This window comes from Arthrobacter horti (genome assembly GCF_030731045.1).
Classification (GTDB): domain Bacteria; phylum Actinomycetota; class Actinomycetes; order Actinomycetales; family Micrococcaceae; genus Arthrobacter_E; species Arthrobacter_E nanjingensis.
This window is the reverse complement of sequence record NZ_JAVALS010000012.1, coordinates 32,973-49,512: the sequence shown is the minus strand read 5'-3', so window position 1 is coordinate 49,512 and position 16,540 is coordinate 32,973. Positions and strand designations below refer to the sequence as shown.

12 protein-coding genes and 2 tRNA genes are annotated in these 16,540 nt (G+C 70.9%); 6 read left to right on the top strand and 8 right to left on the bottom strand.

The genetic code is table 11. From position 1 onward, the window contains the following. The first annotated feature begins 49 nt into the window (after positions 1-49). Both dnaG and Q9R02_RS13935 read left to right on the top strand, forming a co-directional pair. Complete coding sequence (gene dnaG, locus Q9R02_RS13940) at positions 50-1,951, top strand: DNA primase (RefSeq protein ID WP_305997306.1); 1,902 nt, start codon at positions 50-52, stop codon at positions 1,949-1,951. A 76-nt stretch (positions 1,952-2,027) separates the two neighbouring features. After that, a tRNA-Asn gene (locus Q9R02_RS13935) sits at positions 2,028-2,100 on the top strand. A gap of 130 nt (positions 2,101-2,230) precedes the next feature. On the opposite strand, the gene Q9R02_RS13930 is transcribed toward Q9R02_RS13935, so the two are convergent. From Q9R02_RS13930 to nirB, 3 genes are read right to left on the bottom strand one after another with little or no spacing between them, the layout of a single operon-like run. After that, complete coding sequence (locus Q9R02_RS13930) at positions 2,231-3,397, bottom strand: uroporphyrinogen-III synthase (protein ID WP_425279281.1); 1,167 nt, start codon at positions 3,395-3,397, stop codon at positions 2,231-2,233. Beyond that, the gene (gene cobA, locus Q9R02_RS13925; protein ID WP_305997304.1) at positions 3,394-4,437 is read right to left on the bottom strand and encodes a uroporphyrinogen-III C-methyltransferase; all 1,044 of its coding nucleotides are present in this window, start codon (positions 4,435-4,437) and stop codon (positions 3,394-3,396) included. The genes Q9R02_RS13930 and cobA overlap by 4 nt, the downstream gene beginning before the upstream one ends. Further along, positions 4,434-7,091, bottom strand: a complete 2,658-nt coding sequence (gene nirB / locus Q9R02_RS13920; RefSeq protein WP_305997303.1) for a nitrite reductase large subunit NirB — start codon at positions 7,089-7,091, stop codon at positions 4,434-4,436. The genes cobA and nirB overlap by 4 nt, the downstream gene beginning before the upstream one ends. A gap of 184 nt (positions 7,092-7,275) precedes the next feature. Here nirB and nirD point away from each other — a divergent pair, with 184 nt between their 5' ends. Together nirD and Q9R02_RS13910 are read left to right on the top strand one after the other, a co-directional pair. Beyond that, positions 7,276-7,674 carry a nitrite reductase small subunit NirD gene (nirD, locus tag Q9R02_RS13915; protein ID WP_305997302.1) on the top strand — a complete coding sequence of 133 codons (399 nt, stop codon included), beginning with the start codon at positions 7,276-7,278 and terminating at the stop codon, positions 7,672-7,674. Positions 7,675-7,745: 71 nt separating this feature from the next. Then, positions 7,746-8,429 (top strand): hypothetical protein, encoded by a 684-nt coding sequence (locus tag Q9R02_RS13910; RefSeq protein WP_305997301.1) that lies wholly within the window; start codon positions 7,746-7,748, stop codon positions 8,427-8,429. Positions 8,430-8,459: 30 nt separating this feature from the next. Here the strand turns inward: Q9R02_RS13910 and Q9R02_RS13905 are convergent, their stop codons facing one another. From Q9R02_RS13905 to Q9R02_RS13895, 3 genes are read right to left on the bottom strand one after another with little or no spacing between them, the layout of a single operon-like run. Further along, positions 8,460-9,995: an FAD-dependent oxidoreductase gene (locus Q9R02_RS13905; RefSeq protein WP_305997300.1), complete on the bottom strand. Its 1,536-nt coding sequence runs from the start codon at positions 9,993-9,995 to the stop codon at positions 8,460-8,462. Further along, positions 9,992-12,118 (bottom strand): molybdopterin oxidoreductase family protein, encoded by a 2,127-nt coding sequence (locus tag Q9R02_RS13900; protein WP_305997299.1) that lies wholly within the window; start codon positions 12,116-12,118, stop codon positions 9,992-9,994. Before Q9R02_RS13900 ends, Q9R02_RS13905 begins: the two co-directional genes overlap by 4 nt. 2 nt (positions 12,119-12,120) lie before the next feature. Beyond that, complete coding sequence (locus tag Q9R02_RS13895) at positions 12,121-13,512, bottom strand: MFS transporter (RefSeq protein ID WP_305997343.1); 1,392 nt, start codon at positions 13,510-13,512, stop codon at positions 12,121-12,123. A gap of 309 nt (positions 13,513-13,821) precedes the next feature. Here Q9R02_RS13895 and Q9R02_RS13890 point away from each other — a divergent pair, with 309 nt between their 5' ends. Both Q9R02_RS13890 and Q9R02_RS13885 read left to right on the top strand, forming a co-directional pair. Continuing rightward, a complete protein-coding gene (locus Q9R02_RS13890) occupies positions 13,822-14,784 on the top strand; it encodes a hypothetical protein (protein WP_305997298.1) in 963 nt (320 codons plus the stop codon). 53 nt (positions 14,785-14,837) lie between these two features. Beyond that, positions 14,838-14,910: transfer RNA gene (locus tag Q9R02_RS13885), tRNA-Asn, on the top strand. A 71-nt stretch (positions 14,911-14,981) separates the two neighbouring features. Here Q9R02_RS13885 and Q9R02_RS13880 read toward each other — a convergent pair. Both Q9R02_RS13880 and Q9R02_RS13875 read right to left on the bottom strand, forming a co-directional pair. Further along, positions 14,982-15,281: a hypothetical protein gene (locus Q9R02_RS13880; RefSeq protein ID WP_342006935.1), complete on the bottom strand. Its 300-nt coding sequence runs from the start codon at positions 15,279-15,281 to the stop codon at positions 14,982-14,984. Positions 15,282-15,304: 23 nt separating this feature from the next. Next, a complete protein-coding gene (locus Q9R02_RS13875) occupies positions 15,305-16,540 on the bottom strand; it encodes a multidrug effflux MFS transporter (protein WP_425279280.1) in 1,236 nt (411 codons plus the stop codon).

Genomic DNA, 16,540 nt, shown 5'->3' with positions numbered 1-16,540 from the left:
GGTGGCCGTGGCCACCTGCCGATTTGCCACGGAGTCATAGGATGGTGATGTGGCTGGGCTGATCAAACGGGAAGACATCGAGACGGTCCGCCAGCGCACCGACATCAAGGAAGTGGTGGACGGCTACGTCACGCTCCGTGGCGCCGGGATCGGCTCATTCAAGGGCCTGTGCCCCTTCCACGATGAGCGCAGCCCCAGCTTCCACGTGCGCCCCCAGGTAGGCACCTACCACTGCTTCGGCTGCGGTGAGAGCGGCGACGTCATCTCCTTCGTGCAGAAGATGGACCACCTCTCCTTCACCGAGACCGTGGAGAAGCTCGCGGCCCGCGTCGGCATCGAACTGCGCTATGAGGACGGCGGGAGCGGACCGCGGCGCGAAGACGTGGGCAAGCGGCAGCGTCTGCTGGATGCACACAAGATCGCCGCGGAGTTCTTCACCGCCCAGCTCCTGACCCCCGGCGCCATCGAGGGCCGCCGCTTCCTGGCCGAGCGCGGCTTCGACCGCAACGCCGCCGAACAGTTCGGCGTCGGCTTCGCCCCGCAAGGCTGGGACGGCCTCCTGGGCCACCTGCGCACCAAGGGCTTCCGGGACGAGGAACTGGTCCAGACCGGCATGTTCTCCAGCCGTGAGGGGACCACCCGGATGTACGACCGCTTCCGTGGCCGCCTCATCTGGCCCATCAAGGACATCACCGGGGACGTCATCGGCTTCGGCGCCCGCAAGCTCTTCGAGGACGACAAAGGCCCCAAGTACCTCAACACCCCGGAGACCCCGCTCTACAAGAAGTCCCAGGTCCTCTACGGCATCGACCAGGCCAAGCGGGAGATCGTGAAGTCCCGCCAACTGGTGGTGGTGGAGGGCTACACGGACGTGATGGCCTGTCACCTGGCCGGGGTCGGCACGGCCGTGGCCACTTGTGGCACGGCGTTCGGCGGGGACCACATCAAGATCGTCCGCCGGCTGCTCTCCGATGACGGCTCCGGCGGCGAGGTGGTCTTCACCTTCGACGGCGACGCCGCGGGCCAGAAGGCCGCACTGCGCGCCTTCGCGGAGGACCAGCGCTTCGTCGCGCAGACCTATGTGGCCGTGGAACCGAGCGGGGCCGATCCGTGTGAGCTGCGGCAGCACCGGGGGGACCAGGCGGTCAAGGACCTCATCGACAGCCGCCGTCCGCTCTTCGAGTTCGCCATCCGTGTGGGCCTGAAGAAGCACGATCTGAACACCGTGGAGGGCCGCGTCGCGGCGCTGCGCGAGGCTGCGCCCATCGTCGCCCAGATCAGGGACAGCTCCCTGCGCCCGGCGTACACGCGTGAACTGGCCGGCTGGCTGGGAATGACCATGGAGGACGTCTCCCGGAGCGTTCAGGCCGCCATCCGACGCGGCAGCGGTGGGCTGTCGTCGCGCGGCGGCGATTCGTCGCCGTCGTTCCGGGAGGAGCCCGGCAGCCCTGCCGAGCCGGAGACTCCGCTGTACAGCCGCCCGGACCCGAAGGATCCGGCGGCCGCCATGGAGCGCCAGGCGCTGGAGGTGGCGCTGCAGCAGCCACAGGTGCTCGACGACGCGCACTGGCCGCCGTTCGCGGCCATGCATTTCGTGGTGCCCGCGTACCAAGCGGTCCACACGGCGATCCGCGCGGTTGGCACGGCGCGGACGGGAGACCCGGTGAGCTGGGTGGAGGCCGTGCGGGAAGAGGTGCCGGAGCCGCTGAGGGCGCTGGTGTCCGAACTGGCCGTGGCGATGATTCCCGCGGCCGATGAGGAGGCTCTGCGGCGCGCCTGCCGCGACATCCTGGCCCGGCTGTTCGAACTCGACATCACGCGCCAGAAGGCGGATCTGCTGGGTCAGTTGCAGCGTATGGGCGTCGACGCGGACCCCGCCGTGGTGCAGGATCTGAACCGGCAGTTGCTGGGTCTGGAGATGCAGCGGCGCTCGTTGCGGCAGAACGCTTGAGCGGTTCCGGCGGAGGCGAAGAGACACCGATTTCAGCTTCCGTCCAGGCTCTGGTAAAGTTATACCCGCTTCGCGATCCTCCTTAGCTCAATTGGCAGAGCATTCGACTGTTAATCGAAGGGTTGCTGGTTCAAGTCCAGCAGGAGGAGCAACTGAACCCCTGGTCGGCGGAAATCACGCCGCTGACCAGGGGTTTTTCTTTGCCTGCCAGCGGCGTTGACTGCTCAGTTGTGGCGACGTCCCGGCGGAGAATGCCGCCACAACTGAGCACTCACTGCGTCAGACCCGCAGTCGGTATCCGCGCTTCACCACGGTCTGGACCAGGCTCCCGTCCGGGAGCGCGGAGCGGAGCCGGTTCACCGCGGTGTCCAGGGCGTGGCCCGGGCCGTCCTGGGACAGGAGCCCGGCCAGGGTCTCCCGGGTGACCACGGCGCCGCCCACTTCGAACAGAGCGCGGAGGAGCAGGAGCGCCGTGGGGGTCAGGGACACCTCGGTCCCGGCCACCAGAACGGAGCGCCCGCGCAATTCCACGAGCCCGCACGCGGTGCTGAGGGTCCGGACCTGCCGGCGGAGCAGATTGTCCGTCACGAGCTTGACCATCGCACCCATCCGGAAGCGGTCCGGGATCCACGGGCTCAGGCCGGCGGCCTCCAGGGGAGCCGCGGTGACGGGCCCGACGGCGGCCGTGGCCGCCCGGTTCCGGAACGCCGCGAGGAGCTCCGCGTGGCGGCCCATCTCGTGGGCGCGGCTGAAGAGGGCGTCCACCGCGGGGGCACTGGTGAATGTCACGACGTCCACCGCGCCGTCGCACACGGCCTCGATCAACGCCTCCAGCCGTTCGCCTCCCTCCGGCGCCACCCAGCGGTAGGGGGTCACCGTGAGGAGCTCCGCGCCGGCGTCGCGCAGGCGGTCCAGCTGGGTGGTGTCGGTGTAGCCGTGCAGCTGCATGACCACCCGCTGGCCGTCCAGGCGCCCGCCCGCGTCGGCGAGCACCAGGTCCACGAGCGTGGCGGTGGTCTCGTCATGGGAGATGCCCACGTCCGCCAGTCCGGCGGCCCGCACGGCGCCGCGGGCCTTGGGGCCACGGACGTACAGCGAGCAGGCGGACAAGGTCTCCTGCAGGTCTTCGCCGAGCCCCGCGGCGTCCGCCACCTCCAGCCAGCGCCGCACCCCGTATGCCGTGGTCACGAGGCACAGCTCGGGCCGGGCGTCGATGACGCGCGCGGTGTCCGCGATCAGTTCCACGTCCTGCTCCACTGGCGCGATCGCCAGGGCAGGAGCGTGCAGCACCTGAGCGCCGCGGCGCTCCAGAGCCTGGATGAGGTCCTCGGAGCGGCGGTGCGAGGTCACGCCGATCGTGAACCCCTTCAGGGAGGGCTCCGCTGCGGCGGGCGGGGGAGTGCTGCTGTCCATGCTGTCCTGTCGTCGGAGTGCCTGAGCGGTCATGCGGTGTCCACGGCCGTGGCGTGGGCCACCAGCCGGGCTCCGGAGTCCGGGGCCTGCCGGACGACGTCGCCGATCACGATCACGGCCGGGTTGCCGCAGCCGGCGGTGTCCCGCTCGGCCCGGCCCAATTCTGTCAGGGTCACGCGCTGGTCCACATGGTGACCTCGTTCTATGACGGCGAGCGGCGTGGAGTTCGCCATCCCGGCGCGCCGGAGTCCCGCCGCCAGATGCGGCAGATTCGCCACCCCCATGAGCACCACCAGCGTGCCGCCGAGGCCGGCCAGGTGCGCATGCTCGGCGGAGGAGAGCGGCGCATGGCCGGAGATCACGGTGAAGCAATGGCTCACGCCGCGCTGGGTCACCGGGATGCCCGCGGCCGCCGGGACCGCGATCGCGCTGCTCACGCCGGAAACCACCCGGACGGGCACGTTCGCGGCCGTGCAGGCATCCAGTTCCTCGCTCCCACGGCCGAACACGTACGGGTCCCCGCCCTTGAGCCGCACCACATTGGCGCCGGCCCGGGCCTGTTCCACGAGCAAGGCGTTGATCTCCTCCTGTGGCACCTTGTGATGGCCGGGCAGCTTCCCGACGTCCACCAGTTCGGCCGTGCTGAGCGCGGGCAGGGACTCCCAGGGGCCGAGCCGGTCGTAGAGGACCACATCCGCGTCCCGGAGGGCGTCCAGGGCGTCCCGGGTGAGCAGCCCTTCTGCACCGCAGCCGCCGCCCACCAGCGTCACGACGCCGCGGGATCCCGCGGCCGGTTCCCGCACCACCGGCACCCCGGCGGCGCGGTAGTGGTCCACGATGCCCTGCCACACGCCGTCGTGCACGCGCCCTCCGGCGCCCGGCCGCACGGACGGCGCGACGACGGCCACCAGGCTCACGCGGCCCGGCAGCCCGGCGCGCAGGAAGGCGGCCGGGGAGGCTAAGTGGGCCACGACGGCGCCCTCCCGCCGGTAGCGGGCCAGCGCCTGGCGCGTGGCACCGGGCTCGCCTAGGAGCAGGACGTTCAGTCCCTCCAGGCTGAGTTCCAGCATCATCGCAGGTCCCCTTCCGTGCCGCGCACCGGGATGGTCGCCCCGAGCAGGACCCGCTCGGGGTCCGTGGCGGGGCGGATCTGTTCGCGTTCGCTGACGTGGACGATCGAGTCGTCCGCCGTGTCCGGGGCGTTGACGAAGGCACGGAAGCGGCGCAGGCGCTCCGGGTCCTTCAGGGTGGCCGCCCACTCGTCCTCATAGGAGTCCACGTGCCGGGCCATGGCGTCCTCCAGTTCCGCGGCGATGCCGAGCGAGTCCTCCAGCACCACCCGGCGCACCTGCTCCAGACCGCCGTCCAGCTCCTCCTGCCAGCGGGCGGTGCGCTGGAGGCGGTCCGCGGTGCGGATGTAGTACATGAAATAGCGGTCGATGTAGCGGATGAGGGTCTCGTCATCCAGGCCCTGCGCCAGCAGCTGGGCGTGCGAGGGGGTGGCACCGCCGTTACCGCCCACGTACAGATTCCAGCCGTCGGCCGTGGCGATGACGCCCACGTCCTTGCCGCGGGCCTCCGCGCATTCGCGGGCGCAGCCGGAGACGCCCAGCTTGAGCTTGTGCGGGCTCCGCAGGCCGCGGTAGCGCAGCTCGAGCCGGATCGCCATGCTCACCGAGTCCTGGACCCCGTAGCGGCACCAGGTGGACCCGACGCAGCTCTTCACGGTGCGCAGGCTCTTGCCGTACGCCTGGCCGGACTCCATACCCGCGTCGATGAGGATCTTCCAGATCTCCGGAAGCTGTTCCAGGCGGGCTCCGAAGAGGTCGATGCGCTGGCCGCCGGTGATCTTGGTGTAGAGCCCGTACTGCTGCGCCACGGAGGCGATCACGGCGAGCTTCTCCGGCGTGATCTCGCCGCCGGGGATGCGCGGGACCACCGAGTAGCTGCCGTCCTTCTGCATGTTCGCCAGAGCGCGGTCATTGGTGTCCTGCAGTGTGCCGCGGCCGGCGTCCAGGACGTAGGCGCTGTTTTGGCTGGCCAGGATGTTGGCGACGGTCGGCTTGCAGATGTCGCAGCCCGCGCCGCTGCCGTAACGGTGCAGCACCTCCTCGAAGGAGGTGAGCTGCAGGACCCGGATGGCGTCGAAGAGCTCCTGGCGGGACAGCGCGAAGTGTTCGCACAGGGCCTTGGAGACGGTCACGCCGGCCGTGGTCAGTTCCTTCTCCAGGAGCTTCTTGAGCATCGGCACGCAGGAACCGCACTGCGTCCCGGCCCGGGTGCACCCCTTCAGCTCGCCGAGTTCCTGCACGGGCGCCGAGCCCTCGCACGCCCCGCAGCCGCCCACGGCGTCCCGGATGGCCCCGGCCGTGACGTTGTTGCAGGAGCACAGGACGGCGTCGTCCGGCAGCTCCGTCTCCGGAGCGGAGCCTCCGCCGGCGGCGGTGAGGAAGGCACCGGGTTCGGCCGGGAGCTCACGGCCCAGCAGGGGCCGCAGCCCCTGGTAGGGCGCCGCATCGCCCACGAAGATGCCGCCTAGGAGGGTCCGGGCGTCATCCGTGGTGACCACCTTCTGGTAGACGCCGCGGGCCGGGTCCGCGTAGACGATCTCCAGGGCGCCGGGCGTGGCGGCGAAGGCGTCGCCGAAGCTCGCCACGTCCACGCCGGAGAGCTTGAGCTTGGTGGCCGTGTCGAAGCCGGGGAACGCCGCGGACCCGCCGTGCAGCCGGTCCGCCACCACCTCCGCCATGGCGTTCGCGGGGGCCACCAGGCCCACGCACTCACCGCCGAAACTGGCCACCTCGCCCACCGCCCAGACACGGGGAACACCAGTGGAGCAGTCCTCGGAGATCACGACGCCGCCTCGCGGGCCCACGCTGAACGGTGCGGCGCCGCCGCCGGCCAGGGCGTCCTCATTGGCCCGGCGGGCGAGCTCATCGCGTGGGCGGATGCCCACGGCGGCGACCACGAGGTCGGCGGGGAGCACCCGGCCGTCGGCAAGCTCGACGCCGGTGACCGCGCCGTCGTCGTCCGTCAGCACCGCTGATGGCGCAGTGCCGGTGTGCACGGCGAAGCCCTGGCCCGCGATCAGGCGGCCGAGCGCCTGGCCGGCGCCCTCGTCGAGCTGGGCATTCATGAGCCAGCCGCTGCGGTTTACCACGGAGGACTCTGCACCGAGTTCGAGGGCGCCGGCGGCGGCCTCGATGCCGAGCAGGCCTCCGCCGATGACGACGACGTGGGGCTTGCGCCCGAGGGAACGGGACAGGAGGGTGAGCGCTCGCTTGAGCCCGTGCACGTCGTCCAGGGTGCGGTAGACGTGGGCGGAAGCTGCGCCCGGGAAGGGGAGCGGGGCGGCGTCCGAGCCGGTGGCGAGCACAAGCTCGTCGTACGGGTGTTCCGCGCCGTCCCGGGTGTGCACGGTGCGGGCGTCGAGGTCCAGACGGACGGCCCGCGAGCCGAGCCGCAGGCTCACCCGCTCGTCCGCCCAGAAGGAGGGATCGCCGAGGGTGAGGTCCGCGTGACCGGTCAGGGCCTTGCCGAGGTTCACGCGGTCATACGGCAGGTAATTCTCCTCGGAGAGGACCGTGAGTGAGCGGCCGTCCAGGCCGCGGGCGGCCATGGCCTCCACGAAGCGGTGGGCCGCTGGACCTCCGCCGACGACGACGATCCGTCGGGTGCCGGCCGGGGTGCCGGCCAGTGTGCCCTCCGGGGTGCTACGTACGCTCATGTCCGTTCCTCTCTGATGGGGGTGAATCCAGCCTAGAAAGCCGCCGTTTCGCCTCAGTTGCCCGTGTGTAACGGGGCGTTGACATGATCGTCACAGGCATGTTTCCGGCACGGTGAGGCGGGTTTTACCTTCCCGTGACACAGGAAAAACCCGGGCGAAACGGCCCGCTCCGTACGGTGGAGGTATGACCAGCACAGCCATTCCAGAACTCGTCGGCATCCCGTCATTCCCCGGCGTGGCCGGCTCCGTGGACCCGGCCGTGACCTCCTGGCACTCCGTGTGCCGGGTGCAGGACCTCGAACCCGATTGGGGCGAGGCCGCTCTGGTGGAGGGCCGTCAGGTGGCCCTCTTCCTCCTGTCCTCCGGAGCGGTGTACGCGGTGGAGCAGCGGGACCCCGTCACCGGCGCCCACGTCATGGCCCGCGGCATCGTGGGTTCGCGGGCCGGGCAGGCCACCATCGCCTCTCCGCTGCACAAGCAGGTGTACCGGTTGTCCGACGGCGCGTGCCTGGACGGCGCCGGCTCGTCCCTGGCGGCCTTCCCCACCCGCGTGGTGGGTGACGAGATCCAGGTGGCCGCCTAGTAGCGGTTTCCGTCCCGGAAGACCCGGCTCCGGCCGGGTCTTCCGGCGTTCCCACGGAGTAAAATCCAGACATGGAACCGCGGTTCATGGCCCGGCGTTCCGATGTGGCCGTACTGCCTCCCGGACAGGACGACCGCTTCGCCGGGTACGGAGTGGTGGCATTGCCCTTCTCCTCCGGGTATCTCCTGGCGTTGCGCCACTTCCCGGCCTCCACGCTCGGTGCCGGTTACGACTCCCTCTGGATGCGCGAGCCGGACGGCCAATGGACCATCCTCACCACCGTCCCCGGTGACCTGGCGTGCCCCCGCTACTTCAGTTCCGCGCTCCGGGCGGCGGAGCAGACGGAAATCCGGCTCCACTGGCACTCGCCGTCCGTGCTGGTGGTGAGCGTGGCCGCACCGTGGGATCTGAGCTGGGAACTCGACCTCGGCACCTCGGCCGTGAGCGCCCTGATGTCCGCCGTGTGCCCGGTCATCCCGGCGGGCTGGTGGCGGGGGTCCCTGTTCTCCCGGGTCATGGGCGTCATGGCCGGGAGCCTGTTCGCCGCAGGGCGCATGAGCCTGTCCGGCAAGACTCCCAACGGGAACCAGTACACGATGGGCCCGCGCCGGGTGTGGGTCATCAGGGATTCCCGGGCGAGCCTGCGCGGGCAGGACCTGGGCACCCCGGCCCGTCTGGCGGTCCAGGACCGGCTGGGGGATTTCTGGCTTCCCCAGCGGGGACTGTTCATGCAGGGCTGGGCTGGGTTCGACTGACGGAGCCCGGCGTCCTCACGCCGCAGCTCCTCAGACCGCCGTCGGGGCGAAATACTCCTCGATCAGCTCCCGCACGGAGTCCTTGCAGCCACCGCAGCCGGTCCCGGCCTTCGTGGCCCGGGCCACGTCCTCCACGGTGCCGCATCCCGCGGTCACGGCGGCCTGCACGGAGCCACGGCTGACGCCCGCGCACCGGCACAGCACCGACTCCGGGCCGGCGGAGGTGCCCGGCCGGCCCAGGGATCCGTCCGGACCGTCCAGCCGCAGCAGCACGGAACGGTCTGCGGGCAGCTCCCCGCCGCTTCCGAACAACAGGGTCAGCTCCGCCGCCGCACGGGACATCCCCAGGGCGACGAATCCGGCCAGTGCCCCGTCCCGCGTGCACATCTTCACGTAGCGGCCCTGGGCGGGGTCCGCCCACAGGGACACCTCAAGCGGCGCGCCGGGGTCCATGGCGTCCCAGGGATCCGCCTGGAGGTCCCCCGCAGCGGCGAGGTTCACGCCCGTGGCCTTGAGCAGGATGACACCGGGCTTCTCCTCCGGCAGGGGCGCAGGTGCCACGGTGCCCAGGAGCCGTGCCGTGAACGACGCCGCCAGCCTGTCCGCCTGGCGCCAGCCGGGGGCGATGAGCCCGCTCGGTCCGGCGGACGCCTGGCACACGGCACAGGAAGGGTCGGGACAGCGGACCTCGGCGCAGTCGCCGATCGCGAACACGTGCCCGGTGTGCAGCGCGCGGAGGGAATGATCCACCAGGACGCCCCGGCCGACCGCCAGGCCCGCCCCCTCGGCCAGTTCCGTGCGGGGCCGTGCCCCACATGCGAGCACCAGCAGCTCACCCTCCACGAGCGTGCCGTCCGCGAGTGCCAGTGCCCGGAACGCGCCGTCGTCGGCCGTCGTGAGACCCGTGGCGCGGGCGCCGGGGACGAGCTGCAGACCCTGCCGCCGGAGGGCGGCGGAGAGCGTGGCGCCGGAGCCGGCGTCGAGCTGGCGGCCCATCGGACGGTCGCCATGGTGGACCACGGTGACGTGAGCGCCTTCCTCGGCGGCGGCGAGCGCCACTTCCAGGCCGAGGACACCGCCTCCCAGCACCACCACCCGCTTGCGGCCGTCGACGGCGGCGCGCAGCCGGGCGGCGTCGGCGAGGTCCCGGAGTGCGGTGACGCCCTCCGGGAGGACAGGGTGCAAGGGGTCCGGATTGAGGCCCGTGAGGTTGGGGACCGTGGCGCGGGCTCCCGTGGCGAGGACGAGCCGGTCGTAGGGGAGCCGCGAGCCATCAGCCGCGTGGACCAGGCGCCGGCTCCGGTCCACGCGTTGTGCGCGGACGCCGAGCAGCACCCGGATCCCGTCCGCGGCGAGTTCGTCGGGATCGGACAGGTCCAGCGACCCGCGGGATGCGCGGCCCACTCCGAGATCGGCGACGAGCACGCGGTTGTAAGCGGCATCCTTCTCCTCACCGAGCACGGTGACCTCCACCAGGCCCGCGGCGGCCAGCGGGCGCATCGCGTCCAGGAACCGTGCGGCGACGGGGCCGTAGCCCAGCACGACGATCCGTTCCGGGGTGTTCATCCGGTGACTCCTTCGCTCGATGCCGCCACCGGTTCGATGCGGACGCGCGTGGTCTTGAACTCCGGCATCCCGGAGACCGGATCCGTGACGGCCTCCGTCACCTGATTGGCGGAGGCGCCGTCCGCGAAGTGGAACGGTGCGAAGACCGTGTCCAGCCGGATGAAGGTGGTCACCTCCGCCCGGCACAGGAGCCGCGGCGCGAAGGGGCCGGTCCCGCTCCGGCGGACACGCACCGGAGCACCGTCCATGATGCCGAGACGTGCGGCGGATGCCGGGTGGATCTGGAGGCGCGGCTCCGGCTGCGCCTCCAGGAGGGCCGTGACCCGGCGGGTTTGGGCGCCGGACTGATAGTGCTCCAGCAGCCGTCCGGTGGCCAGATGGAACTCGTCCCGGCCCAGAGCCGCGGCGCCGTCCGGGATGACGGCGGGCCGGACCGCCACCAGCCTGGCCCGTCCGTCCGGGTGGGCGAAGCGTTCGCGGAAGAGCCGTGGGGTGCCGCCGCCACCGGCCGGGTACGGCCAGTGGACCTCGGCCCCGGAATCCAGCAGCTCATAACTGATCCCGGAGTAGTCGGCCAGGCCGCCGGCGGAGGCGCGGCGGAGTTCCTCGAACGCCTCTCGCGGTTCCGTGGGGAAGCCGCCCGGCACTCCGAGGAGGGCGGCCAGCCGGTGGAGCACCCAGAGCTCGGACCGTGCCCCCTCCGGCGGCCGCAGCGCACGACGGCGGCGCAGGACTCTGCCTTCCAGGTTCGTCATGGTGCCCTCCTCTTCGGCCCACTGGAGGACGGGGAGCACCACATCGGCCTGCCGGGCGGTCTCGGATGGGAAGAAGTCGCAGACCACCAGGAGGTCCAGACGGTCCAGACCTTCCCGGACAGCCGCGGCGTCGGGGGCGGAGACGGCCGGGTTGGCGCCGTGCACCAGGAGGGCGTGGACGCCGCCGGGCAGCCCGAGGGTGCTCAGGAGTTCCACGGCGGGCACGCCGGGACCGGGGATCTCCTCTTCCCGGACACCCCATACCGTGGCGAGATGGGCGCGCGCCGCGGGGTCGGTGATCTTGCGATAGCCGGGGAGCTGATCTGATTTCTGCCCGTGTTCGCGGCCGCCCTGGCCGTTGCCCTGCCCGGTCAGAGTTCCGTATCCGCCGCGCGCGGAGCCCGGCAGGCCCAGGAGGAGCGCCAGGTTGATGGCTGCGGTGGCCGTGTCCGTGCCGTCGCTGTGCTGCTCCACCCCGCGTCCGGTCAGGATGTAGCAGGACCCGGTGCGGGCGGAGTCCGCCAGGCGCCGGGCCGTGCGGACCAGCACGTCCGCCGGGACACCGGTGGCGGCCTGGACCCGTTCCGGCCACCAGGCGGCCACGGAACGGATCACGGATTCCACACCTGACGTCCGCGCGGCCAGGTACGAATCATCCAGCCAGCCCCTGTTGACCAAGATGTGCGCCAGGCCCAGGAGGAGGATGAGGTCCGTCTTGGGGGCGGGTGCCAGATGGGTCCCGGCGCCGTCCTCGGTCAGGAGCGCCGTGGGGGAACGGCGGGGGTCCACCACGATCAGGCCACCGGCCGCACGGGCCCCGGCCAGGTGCTGAACGAACGGTGGCATGGTCTCGGCCACGTTCGAGCCGAGCAGCAGCACGGTGTCCGCGGTGTCCAGATCGGCCAGGGGGAACGGGAGCCCCCGGTCCAGGCCGAAGGCCCGGTTCCCGGCGGCCGCCGCGGAGGACATGCAGAACCGGCCGTTGTAGTCGATCCGTGAGGTCCGCAGCGCCACACGGGCGAACTTCCCCAGGAGGTAGGCCTTCTCATTGCTCAGGCCGCCGCTGCCGAACACGCCCACGCCGTCCCGCCCGTGACGGTCCTGCACGGTCCGGATGCCGGAGGCGACCCGCTCCAGAGCTTCTTCCCAGGACGCCGGCCGCAGCGCGCCGTCGTCGCCGCGGATCAGAGGCGAGCTCAGCCGCTCGGGGTGGTTCAGCAGCTCGGCGGCGGTCCAGCCTTTCCGGCAGAGTCCGCCGCGGTTGGTGGGGAAGTCCCGCCCGGCGATCTCCACCGGGGTGTCACCCGCGGACGGGGTGAGCGTCATGGCGCACTGGAGGGCGCAGTAGGGGCAGTGGGTGGCGGTCATCGTCACACCTCCACCGGGACGGTGCGGCCCGTGCGCCGCAGGTAGCACGCCCAGGTCACGGCCATCATGAGCAGATAGGCGGCCACGAAGCCCAGGAAGGCGGGGAGGTAGGATCCGGCGGTGCTCGCCGACGCGCCGAGCAGCTGGGGGATGAGGAATCCGCCGTACGCGCCGATCGCGGACACCAGGCCCAGGGCGGCGGACGCCAGGCGGGCGGTTCCGGCCGGCGAGGCTCCGGCCCTGGCCGCACGGCTGGAGTGGGCGAAGACCGCCGGGATCATGCGGTAGGTGGAGCCGTTCCCCACGCCGCTCGCCGCGAACAGGATCAGGAAAAGCGCCAGGAAGAGCCAGAAGTTCCGCAGCGGCAGCGTGAGGATGACGGCGCCCGTGGCGAGGGCCATGACGGCGAACGAGACCGTGGTCATACGGGCCCCGCCGAAGCGGTCGGCCAGACGTCCGCCGTACGGGCGGGTCAGGGAGCCGACGAGCGGGCCCAGGAAGGACAGGGACAGGGCGGCCGCGCCGACGGCGAAGCTCGAATAGGCGGGGAAGAGGTCCTTGATCAGTTTGGGGAACACCCCGGAGAAGCCGATGAAGGACCCGAACGTCCCGATGTAGAGGAACGCCAGCACCCACAGCTGCGGCTCCTTGAGCGCGGCGAGGGTTCCTGCGACGTCACCCTTCGCGTGGGAGAGGTTGTCCATGCGCCGGAAGGCGCCCCAGGCCGCCAGCAGGATCAGGGGCACCCACATCAGGCCCGCGACGGCGAGCGACGGCGCGCCCACGGTCAGCGCGGCGGTGACGCTCACGGCGACGGGTACGGCGAGCTGTGCGACGGCGGCGCCCAGATTCCCGCCCGCGGCGTTCAGTCCCAGCGCCCAGCCCTTGCGCCTGGCCGGGTAGAAGAAGGTGATGTTCGCCATGGAGCTGGCGAAGTTCCCGCCGCCGAGCCCGGCCAGGCCAGCCATGAGCAGCAGGACCCCGTAGGGGGTGGCCGGGTTGGAGACGACGGCGGCCAGGCCGAGTGCCGGGAGCAGGAGCAGAAGGGCGGAGACGACTGTCCAGTTCCTGCCGCCGAAGCGGGGCACCATGAAGGTGTACGGGATGCGGAGCGTGGCGCCCACCAGGCTCGGCATCGAAATGAGCCAGAAGAGCCGGCCGGTGTCCAGATGGAAGCCGGCTGCCGGGAGCTGGACCACCACGATGGTCCAGAGCTGCCAGACCACGAAGCCCAGGAACTCGGCGAAGATGGACCAGCGCAGATTCCGCCGGGCGATGCGCCCGCCGTCGTGGGCCCATTGGGTGGGGTCCTCGGGATTCCAGCCGTCGATCCAGCGGCCGGCGCGGAAACGCAACTCGGACGTGGCGGGTCGGTGCGTTTCCAGGAAGGTCACAGGACTGTCTACGGGGGTGTTCACGGCGGCCTCCAGAGGGTCGGTTCCGGGTCTGCCTTCCACGCTAAGAGCCGGGTGTTTCCGCGGGCCGTGCGGGCCGTGACAGGCCGGTAACGATCACCTCATCCGGCGTACGTGGCGGCCGTGAGGAGAAGGAAACACGGGGACACGCGCCGGCAACATGCCGGACACGGGAGGTGGCGGCGCGCGCGGGGAACGGCGGCCACGTCGCCGCCCTGGTCCGCGCGTGGTGCATGATGGGACCGACAGCAGCCAGGGGGGGCGATCGCAAGTGAAAGGAACGCCGTGGTGCCGGAACGAACTTCTCCACAGGCCAAACCCCGGTTCAAGCGGCGCCGCAACGGCATCGCGCTGTCCGTGGCCATCATCCTCACGGTGATCGGAGTCCCGTCCCTGGCCGGGGTGGTGATCACCGTGGTGAGCGGTCTGGCCGATGGCTCGGTCAACGTGTTCTCCGGGATGGGGAGGCTGATCGGCATCGCCCTCTTCGCGGCGGTGATCGTGTGGCTGTACCGTCTGGGCTGGGGCAAGCTGGAGCCGGTCGCAGCCGAGAAGCCGTTCGTGGATTTCAGGGGGCTGACCCCGGGCTCTCCCGAGTACCAGGCCGCGTTGGAGGACTACCGTCAGCGCCGCGACAAGCTCATCGCCGATTCGGCAAGGGTGGCGGGCGGCATGCCGACCCTGGAACCGGACACCAGCGGCTTTCTCCGATCCCGGAGCCGGGAGGAAGCCGAATCGGATATGGCCCTGTCCGCTGCGGACTACCGGGAGAGCCTGCGCCCGTCCCTGCGGAAGTGGCCGGTGGCGCTCCAGGGACCGTACCTGGCACTGGGATTCCTGGCCTGGGGCGGGGTGATCTGCGCGGCCCTGCTGGCGTTCTGGGGTTCATCGCCGGGGATGGGAGGCGCGGATGCGCTGATGGGCCTGTTGTGCCTGCCCCTCTGGATTCTGGCCGTCGGCAGTTCCTCGCGGATTCTGGACGGCTCGCCGTCCCACCAGAACGTGGCGCAGAAGGTCAGTTACGGCATCCTCCGGAAGACCTGGACCACACCCGCCGTCACGTGGATCCTGGTGCTCGGCTTTCTCGCGCTGGGGATCGCCGCCATGCTGGCTCTTGCCTACTGGCACCCGTCGGCCCGGCCCGGGCTGGGTGCCGTGGAGGTCCTGATGGCATCCTTCGTGGGCTGGGGTTCCGCTCTGGCGCTGGTCTTCCTCTTCTGGAGTGTTCGTCCCGGCAAGAAGAAGTCCTGAAGACCCCGATTTCGCATCTGCCGGGAGGTCTGATAACGTCTTACTCGCTTCGATCCTCCTTAGCTCAATTGGCAGAGCATTCGACTGTTAATCGAAGGGTTGCTGGTTCAAGTCCAGCAGGAGGAGCAACCGGACCCCTGGTCGGTGGATGAGAATCCGCTGACCAGGGGTTTTTCTCTGCCCGAGAGTCGTGAAGCCTACTTCCGGCGCGGTCCCGGATTGAGCCGGTACAGGACCGCGGCACCGATGAGTCCGCCCAGCACGATGCCCCAGGCAGCCTGTCCGATGGCCCGTCCCGCGAAGTACCCCAGGATCCCGCCCAGCACGGCCCCCACGAACAAGCCCCGCCCATTGCGGTGCGGCTTCCTCTCCGGGGCCTGCCGCTGCGCCCAGGGAGCCAGCGCCCGCCGCAGCGCACCCGGAACCCGGGAGGCACGACGGCGCCATGCGCCGAGGGCGGGGAAGCGGGTGGTGCGCCGGCCGTCGTCGTTGTTCACGCCTCCAGCCTACGTGCCGCGTTTCAGGCGAGGGGAGGAACCGTACGCGGGCGGACCACCAGCCAGAGGCTGAGGATGCCCACCCCGATGCAGGAGATCATCACCCCCGCCATGGGGACCGCGGAGCCGGTGCCCAGCAAGCCGACCACGGGGGAGAGGAGGCCGGCCGTGAGGAAGGTGCTCACGCCCAGGAGGGAGGCCGCGGTGCCGGCGCGTTCGCCATGCGGCACCAGTGCCAGCACCTGGTTGCAGGGGAAGCAGAAGCCCGTGCAGAGGATGTAGAACCACAGGGGGATGGCGAGCCCCGGGAGCCCGCCGCCGGCGAGCGTCGTGATGATGATGGCCAGGGCGGCCAGGACCTGTCCCACCGTGGCGACGGCCAGGATCCACTGCGGGCCCACACGCCGGATGAGCCGCGAGCTGGTCTGGACACCGGCCACGATCCCGAGCGAGTTGATGCCGAACAGGAGGCCATACTGCTGCGGGGTGAAGCCGTAGAGCTTCTCGAACAGGAACGGCGAGGCCGAGAGGTAGGCGAAGAGCCCGGCGAAGTTCATGCCCGCCATGACCAGGATGCCCACGAAGATCCGGTCCCGGAACAGGATGCGGTAATTGGCCAGCACGCCGGTTCCGCCGGTGCTCCTCTTCTCCGGCGGGAGCGTCTCGCGGACCAGGAACAGGCACGCCACCATGACCAGGGCGCCGTAACCGGCCAGGAAATCGAAGATGCCAGGCCAGGCCGTCAGGAGGAGCAGCTGGGAGCCGATGACGGGAGCCAGCACCGGGGCCAGGCCGTTGACCAGTGCCATCGCGGCGAACATGCGCACCATGGCGAAGCCGGAGAACAGATCCCGGACCATCGCCATGGACACCACGCCGCTTCCGGCGGCACCGATGCCCATCAGGACGCGGAACACGCCGAGCAGAACGATGTCGTGGGAGAAGGAGGCACCCAGGGAAGCCAGGATGTGCAGAGCGGTGGCGCAGATGAGCGGGGCTTTCCGGCCCACCTTGTCGCTCAGCGGCCCCACGAAGAGCTGTCCCAGCGCGAAACCCACCGTGGTTCCCGTGAGAGTCAGCTGGACCGCCGCCTGACCGACGCCCAGGTCCCGTTGGATGGCGGGGAAGGCCGGCAGGTAGAGATCGATCGTGAACGGACCCAGCGCCGTCAGGGCGCCCAGGATCAGGACGTAAGTGATCTTCTGCCGCCGGGGCATGGTGGTCTCGGGGGCAAGGGTCGGAGCGGTCACCCCTGTCAT

Coding starts and splice junctions, on each gene's coding strand:
- Q9R02_RS13930 (WP_425279281.1), bottom strand. CDS start 3,397: ATGACCGCTCAGGCACTCCGACGACAGGACAGCATGGACAGCAGCACT.
- cobA (WP_305997304.1), bottom strand. CDS start 4,437: ATGATGCTGGAACTCAGCCTGGAGGGACTGAACGTCCTGCTCCTAGGC.
- nirB (WP_305997303.1), bottom strand. CDS start 7,091: ATGAGCGTACGTAGCACCCCGGAGGGCACACTGGCCGGCACCCCGGCC.
- nirD (WP_305997302.1), top strand. CDS start 7,276: ATGACCAGCACAGCCATTCCAGAACTCGTCGGCATCCCGTCATTCCCC.
- Q9R02_RS13910 (WP_305997301.1), top strand. CDS start 7,746: ATGGAACCGCGGTTCATGGCCCGGCGTTCCGATGTGGCCGTACTGCCT.
- Q9R02_RS13905 (WP_305997300.1), bottom strand. CDS start 9,995: ATGAACACCCCGGAACGGATCGTCGTGCTGGGCTACGGCCCCGTCGCC.
- Q9R02_RS13900 (WP_305997299.1), bottom strand. CDS start 12,118: ATGACCGCCACCCACTGCCCCTACTGCGCCCTCCAGTGCGCCATGACG.
- Q9R02_RS13875 (WP_425279280.1), bottom strand. CDS start 16,540: ATGACAGGGGTGACCGCTCCGACCCTTGCCCCCGAGACCACCATGCCC.